General features: G+C 74.6%; 7 protein-coding genes. 4 read left to right on the top strand and 3 right to left on the bottom strand.

Features of this window, described 5'->3' with window-relative positions; all coding sequences use genetic code 11:
* A partial coding sequence (locus GA0115242_RS14335) for an ABC transporter substrate-binding protein (protein ID WP_093828320.1) occupies positions 1-973 on the top strand: 973 nt, incomplete at its 5' end.
* A 141-nt stretch (positions 974-1,114) separates the two neighbouring features.
* Here the strand turns inward: GA0115242_RS14335 and GA0115242_RS14330 are convergent.
* Positions 1,115-1,834 carry an SDR family oxidoreductase gene (locus GA0115242_RS14330; RefSeq protein ID WP_093828318.1) on the bottom strand — a complete coding sequence of 240 codons (720 nt, stop codon included), beginning with the start codon at positions 1,832-1,834 and terminating at the stop codon, positions 1,115-1,117.
* 71 nt (positions 1,835-1,905) lie between these two features.
* Between GA0115242_RS14330 and GA0115242_RS14325 the strand changes: the two genes are divergently transcribed.
* A complete protein-coding gene (locus GA0115242_RS14325; protein WP_093828316.1) occupies positions 1,906-2,730 on the top strand; it encodes a helix-turn-helix transcriptional regulator in 825 nt (274 codons plus the stop codon).
* A gap of 20 nt (positions 2,731-2,750) precedes the next feature.
* Here the strand turns inward: GA0115242_RS14325 and GA0115242_RS14320 are convergent, their stop codons facing one another.
* Positions 2,751-4,001: an alpha/beta hydrolase family protein gene (locus GA0115242_RS14320; RefSeq protein ID WP_093828314.1), complete on the bottom strand. Its 1,251-nt coding sequence runs from the start codon at positions 3,999-4,001 to the stop codon at positions 2,751-2,753.
* 109 nt (positions 4,002-4,110) lie between these two features.
* Here GA0115242_RS14320 and GA0115242_RS14315 point away from each other — a divergent pair, with 109 nt between their 5' ends.
* Complete coding sequence (locus tag GA0115242_RS14315) at positions 4,111-4,707, top strand: TetR/AcrR family transcriptional regulator (protein WP_093828312.1); 597 nt, start codon at positions 4,111-4,113, stop codon at positions 4,705-4,707.
* 46 nt (positions 4,708-4,753) lie between these two features.
* On the top strand, positions 4,754-5,032 hold the full coding sequence (locus GA0115242_RS14310; RefSeq protein ID WP_093828310.1) for a glutaredoxin domain-containing protein: 279 nt from the start codon (positions 4,754-4,756) through the stop codon (positions 5,030-5,032).
* A gap of 144 nt (positions 5,033-5,176) precedes the next feature.
* Here GA0115242_RS14310 and GA0115242_RS14305 read toward each other — a convergent pair whose 3' ends face one another.
* Positions 5,177-6,340, bottom strand: a complete 1,164-nt coding sequence (locus tag GA0115242_RS14305; RefSeq protein WP_093828308.1) for a S1 family peptidase — start codon at positions 6,338-6,340, stop codon at positions 5,177-5,179.
* Between the last annotated feature and the right edge of the window lie 109 nt (positions 6,341-6,449).

Here is a 6,449-nt window from a genome sequence, read left to right as displayed (position 1 = left end):
GAGCCGCCGCGGCCTGCTCGCGGGCGGTGGCGCGCTCGCCGCCGCGTTCGGGCTCGCCGCCTGCGGGCCGGGCGGCGGGCGCCCGTCCGCCGGTGCGAGCGGATCCGCCTGGTCCTTCACCGACGACCGGGGCCACACCGTGAAGCTGGCGCGGCGCCCGCGGCGGATCGCGGTGCTGACCGACACGGTGGGCGCCGCACTGTGGGCGGCCGGGCTGCGGCCGGTCGCCGCGACCGACTCGGGCCAGGGCATCGTCACCGCCGTCGGCATGGAGTGGGACGGGGTCACGAAGATCTACTCGGCGGACAAGGGCGTCAAGCTGGAGGCGCTCGCGCAGGCCCGGCCCGATCTGCTGATCGACACGCTCCAGCCCGACGGCACGCTCCAGGTCTCCTCCGACCTCTCCGCGATCGCCGGGATCGCCCCGGTGATCGGCCTGAGCATGTACCGCCCGATCGAGGAGATCGCCGCCACCGCCGACCGGCTCACCCGCTCCCTCGGGGCCGACCTGACCGACACGGAGGCCAAGGCCGGTTACCGGAAGGCGTCCGACGCGCTCAGGTCGGCCGTCGCCGCCAACCCCGACCTGCGGGTCGGCTTCGTCTTCGACATCGACAAGAACACCATCGGCGTGATGAACCCGAGGACCTGGGCGGTGCTGCGGACCGTGGACGCCCTCGGCCTGCCCCTGGTGAAGGTGCCCGAGGGCGCCGACAACACCTACAGCCAGGCGGTGAGCTGGGAGAACGTCCCGTCCGTCGCGGCCGACCTGCTGGTGTGGTCGGTCTCCTCCCCGCTGCCCGTCAACCCGCTGTGGAAGCGGGTGCCCGCGGTGCGGGCCGGGCAGGTCTGGCAGCCGGAACTGGCGTCCTGGTACGCCTACAGCTGGGCGAACTTCAGCGTCCTGCTCGACGGCCTCGCGACCCGGGTCCGCTCGGCGAAGCCGGGTGTCGGACCGCGCGCGACCGGCTGAGCGGTCGTCGCGGTGAGCGGTCGTCGGAGTGAGCGCCCGTCGAGCTGAGCGCCGGTCGCCGAGGGGGGCGCCCGTCATCAGGCTGGGCGCCTCCCCGTCCTCGCCGTGCCGGGGCGCGCGTGGCCCGGCGGGCGCCCCCGCTCACCAGGGGACGGCCGAACCGTCCCAGGAGAAGAAGGCGCCGGTGGGTCCGTCGTCCGGGAGCAGGGCCAGCCGGACGGCGCCCTCGGCGGCCTCGGCCGGGTCCCCGGCGTCGGGCATCGGGGTGCCGATCAGGTCGGTGGCCCGGCGCCCGGGGGCGAGCGCGTTCACCTTGAAGCCCTCGTCGGCGAGCGTCAGCCCGTAGAACACGGTCAGGGCGTTGAGGGCGGCCTTCGAGGAGCGGTAGGCGGCGGAGCGCGCGCTGCCCGGCGGGAACTGCGGGTTGGGGTGGGTGCTCCAGTGCAGGGACGCCGTCCCGCTGGAGACGTTGACGATCCGGGGCCGCGGCGAGCGGCGCAGGGCGGGCAGGAACGCGTTGGTCACCGCGAGGACGCCGAAGACGTTGGTCTCGTAGGTCAGGCGCAGTTCCTCCACGGAGGTCTCGGTCGGCGGGCCGAGCGCGGGCGAGATGCCCGCGTTGTTCACCAGGACGTCGAGGTGTCCGACGCTCTCGGCGGCGCGGGCCACGCTCCGCGGATCGGTCACGTCCAGGGTGAGCGGGCGGGCCCGGCCGCCGATCTCGGCGGCGGCCCGCTCGCCGCGCCCCGGGTCGCGGGAGCCGACGAGGACGGTGAGGCCCTCGGCCGCGAGGAGCCGGGCGATGTGCAGGCCGATGCCCTTGTTGGCACCGGTGACGAGTGCTGTGCGATCGTTCTTCACACCGTCCACGGTCCCCCGGCGGCGCCCGCCCCGCCAGGGACGACCTGTACCAGGCAACGGAGGTGGCAGGGATGCCCCGCACGGAACTCGCCCGCTTCCTGCGCGATCGCCGCGCCCGGTCGAGTCCGCGCGGGTACGGCCTTCCGGAGGACCCGCCGCGCCGGACGCCCGGTCTGCGGCGCGAGGAGCTGGCGGCGCTGGCCCACATGTCGGTCGACTACTACACGCGGCTGGAGCAGGCGCGCGGTCCGCGTCCCTCGGCGCGCATCCTGGACGGCCTCGCCCGCGCCCTGCGGCTGGCCCCGGCCGAGCGCAGCCATCTGTTCCGGCTGGCCGGGACGGGCCTGCCGCCCGCAGCCGACGCCGTCCGGCAGGTCCGCCCGCAGGTGGCGCGGATGCTGGACCGGCTGCCGGGGACGGCGGCGATCGTCACCGACGCGGCCTACGGGGTCGTCGCGTGGAACCCGCTGGCGCGGGAGCTGCTGGGCGGCGGTCCCGGAGATCCACGGGAGGAGGGGACGCGGAACCTGGCCAGGCGGCGGTTCCTCGGGGCGGGGCGCCCGTACGACGGCGCGAGCGCGGAGGAGTTCGGGCACATCGTGGTCGCGCGGCTGCGCCGGTCCGCCGACCGCTATCCGCACGATCCGGCGCTCGCCGCGCTGCTGGCCGAACTCCGGGACGGCAGCGCGGAGTTCCGGCGGATCTGGGAGAGCCGCCCGGTGCACGCGCCGGGGCACCGCACCAAGACCGTGGAGCATCCGGTGGCGGGACGGCTGCGCCTGAACTGCGACGTGCTGCTGGTGCCGGAGGACGACCAGGAGGTCGTCCTGATCACCGCCGACGCCGGTTCGCCCACCGCGCGGACGCTGCGGGACCTGGCGGCCGGCCTGCCGTGAGGCACGCCCCGGGTGCGGGGTCAGGCAGCGGCGGCGGTCTCGCGGGCCGGGGCCAGCCGGTCGTCGAGCCAGTCGATGATCCGGGCCAGCGCGTACCGCTGGGCCCCCGCGTGGCAGTGCGCCCCGGCGCCCTCGGCCGCGGTGAACCGCATCAGCGTGCGGTCCTCGGCGGTGAGGTGGTCGAAGACGGCGTCGGGCTGTCCCGGGAAGAAGAGGTCGTCCTCCGCCTCGCAGATCAGCACCGGGCAGGTGACGGACTCGGCGACGCCGTCGCGCAGGTGGTAGTCGAGGGCGCGCAGCAGGAAGCCGCGCGGTGATCCGCCGCCCATCACGTACTGCCCGTGGCCGAGTCCCCAGCGGGCGGTGTCGCTCGCGTCGGCGGCCCGCTCCAGGGCCTCGTCGATCTCGGCGGCCGGTCCGGGGTCGCGGAGCAGGGCGGCGAGGGCCTCGGGGTCGGAGACCGGGAAGTGCGCGGTGAGGGTGGCGCCGAAGTCGTACAGTCCGTCGACGGCGATCACCGCGGCCAGCCGCCGTTCGAACGCGGCGGCGCGGACGCAGAGTTCGCCGCCGAGGCTGACGCCGAGCAGGGCGATGCGGTCCGGGTCGGCGTCCGGGACGTGGACGGCGGCCCAGTCGAGGACGGCGCCGACGACCGTCTCCCAGTCGGGACGGAAGTGCAGCCCCTGGTGGTGACGGGTGCCGGGCTGGCCGGGGCCGTCGAAGGTGAGGACGTGGTAGCCGCGCTCCTGGGCGGCGACGGCGCCCTGCACGTGCAGTTCCTCGGCGCTGCCGTCGTAGCCGCTGTGCATCAGGAGCAGCGGGCGGCGGCCGGGCAGCGGGCTCGGGTAGAGGTAGCCGGGCAGCTCCGCGTCCTCGAAGGGGACCCGCACCGGGCGCGGTGCGCCGGGCCCGGCGAGGTCGGCGTGGCGCCGGAAGGCGGCGACGGAGCGGTCGTAGTTGTCGAGGATGCGCGGGTCGCCGGGGTCGCCGTGCAGGAAGAACTCGGCGTTGCGGTAGTAGTTCCAGGCGCGCAGCCAGGCGTCCCGGGCGCTGACCCGGTGGCCGCCGCGCTCGGCCGCGCGGGCGTCGCCCGCGATCCGGTCGGCGGTCTCCCGCCAGGCGTCGTGCCAGCTGTCGGGGTCGCCGCCGGTGATCTTCCCGGCGGTGTCGAGGACTTCGGCGAAGTCGGCTCCCCCGTAGGCGATGTGGCTCATCGAGCGGACGGTCTCGAACCAGTAGGTGGGGTGGTCGGGGAAGAGCAGCGGGCGCATGGCGACTCCTTAATGCGGGTGTACTCGCAATAGGAACGATAGGAGCCCCGCGGTCCCGCCGCAACCGCTAACGCGAGTGCACCCGCATTTGCTCGGGTAAGGTGAGCGCATGACCGACGCACCCGCGCCCGCGCCCCGCAGACGCCCCGGCGGCCGGACCGCCCGCACCGGGCAGGCCGTCCACGACGCCGTCCGCGCCCTGCTCGCCGAACGCGGCCAGGGCGGCTTCACCGGCCGGGACGTCGCCGAGCGCGCGGGGGTGCACGAGGCGACGATCTACCGGCGCTGGGGCAGCCTGGACACCCTGCTGCTCGACGTCGCGGCCACCGTGAGCAGGCTCAACGAGGACTCCCCGCTGCCCGACACCGGGACGCTCCGCGGCGACCTGCTCACCTGGGCGTCCGCGATGGCCACCGACCTAGAAGGCCCCGAGGGGCTCGGGCTGCTGCGCTCGGTGCTGGCCGTGCGCACCTCGGGCGACGAACGCGCGGACCGGGTCAGCGACTTCGTGTACGCGCGCGCCGAGGCGATCCAGCGGGTCCTGGACCGGGCGCGTCAACGCGGGGAGGCGGTACCGGAGTTGCTGGACGTGCTGGAACGGCTCGTCGCCCCGCTCTACTTCCGGGCGATCTTCGCCTACCGCCGACCGGACGCCGGGCTCGCGGAGTTGGTCGACAACGCGCTCGCGGCGGCGGCCCGGGAGTGAGGGCCGCGCCCTAGGCTGGAGGCCGACCACGGGAAAGGGGAGCCCCATGGAACGGTACCGGGACCCACTGGTCGTCTACTGGCGACCCGGCTGCGTCTTCTGCATGAAGCTGCGGCTGCAACTGAGCCTCACGGGGCTGCCGTACACCGCGGTGAACATCGCGCGCGACCCGGACGCGGCCTCCTTCGTCCGCCTGGTGGCCGACGGCAACGAGACGGTCCCGACGGTGACGGTGGCGGGGCACCCGATGGTCAACCCGTCCCTGCGCCACCTGAAACAGGCGATCCGCACCCACGCGCCCGGCCTGCTCACCGGGGGAAAGTGACGCGGGGGCACACCGATCTCACCGAACTCCCGCTAGGGCGCGGGCGGTTCACCCGCCCGGTGGCGCCTCCGCGCGGGGCGGGACACGCCGGCGGGGCGGGAGCGGCGCCGACCGCGCGCCGTCCCGCCCCGCCGGTCGGCCCGGTCAGGCGGTGTGCAGCCGCAGACCGTACCGGTTGAGGATCTCGTTGATCGGCTGGAACCAGGTCTCGCCGCCGCTGGAGCAGTTGCCCCAGCCGCCCGAGGTGACGCCCTGGGCCTGGTCGCCGCTGATGAACGAGCCGCCGGAGTCGCCGGGTTCGGCGCAGACGCTCGTCTTGGTCATCTGGTAGACCGCGCCCTGGCTGTAGTTGACGGTGTCGTTCAGCGCGAGGACCGAACCGCAGTGCCAGTGCGAGGTGGATCCGGAGCGGCAGATCGAGGTGCCGACCGGCGCCACGTTCGAGCCGCGCACGAGCTGGTCGGAGACGGTGCCCCAGCCGAGCACGACCGGGACCGTCCACCAGCCGCTGCCGACGCTCACCCAGGCGTAGTCGTCACCGGGGAACGACGAGCCCTGGAAGCTGCCGATGTAGGAGCCGTCCCAGCCGCTGACCCCCGCGCCCGCCTGCCCGCAGTGCCCGGCGGTGACGAAGCCGCCGTACACCGAGAAGCCGATGGAGCAGCGGACGTTGCCCGTGTAGTACGGGTCTCCGCCGACCGTGCCCGCGGCGAAGGTGCGCGCCGGGGTGGCCACGGTCTTGACGGTCACGGGACCGGTCTCCCTGGCCTTGGCCAGGAAGCGCTGGACATCGTTGTCAGCCTTGTCCGCGCCGACGACCGACACGACGACGGTGTTGGCCGCCGGGTCCACGTGCCAGCTCGTGACGGAGGCGGGGGCGGTGAGGTGGTCGATGCGGGCCTTGGCCGCGTCCAGCTCGCGGGCGCTGCGGGCGACCGTGCGCAGGTCGGCGCCGGACGCCTCGACGGCCGCGCGCTGCGCCGCGGTCGCCTTCCCGGTGACGGCGACGGTGAGGCGGTTGCTGGTGGCGTCGAACCAGGATCCGGCGTAGGCGGAACCGGCGGCCTTCTCGGCCTTCGGGGCGACCTTGATGGCCGTCCGCTCGGCGCCGAGGCGGGCTTCGGCCTGCTTCTCGGTCAGGCCGAACGTCCGCTGCATGCCGGTGATCACGCTGTCCGAGGCGGGGGCGGCGGAGGGGGTGGGGGCGTCGGCCTCGCTCGCCGCGGCGGGGAGGGTTCCCGCCGTGCCGAAGGTGCCGAGCATCAGGAGGGCGGCCAGACCGACGTGCCTGATTCCTCTGCGTCTCATGGGTGTTGCCCTTCGTCGTTCCAGAAGTGTGGGGATGGAACAGCCCGATTGCTGAGAGCGCTCTCATACGTGGCGGGGCAGAGCTTATCCAGCCGATGCGCATCAGGTC

It is taken from the genome of Streptomyces sp. SolWspMP-5a-2 (assembly GCF_900091845.1).
GTDB lineage: Bacteria > Actinomycetota > Actinomycetes > Streptomycetales > Streptomycetaceae > Streptomyces > Streptomyces doudnae.
The sequence above is the reverse complement of the archived record's forward strand: the minus strand, read 5'-3'. Positions and strand labels throughout refer to the sequence as shown.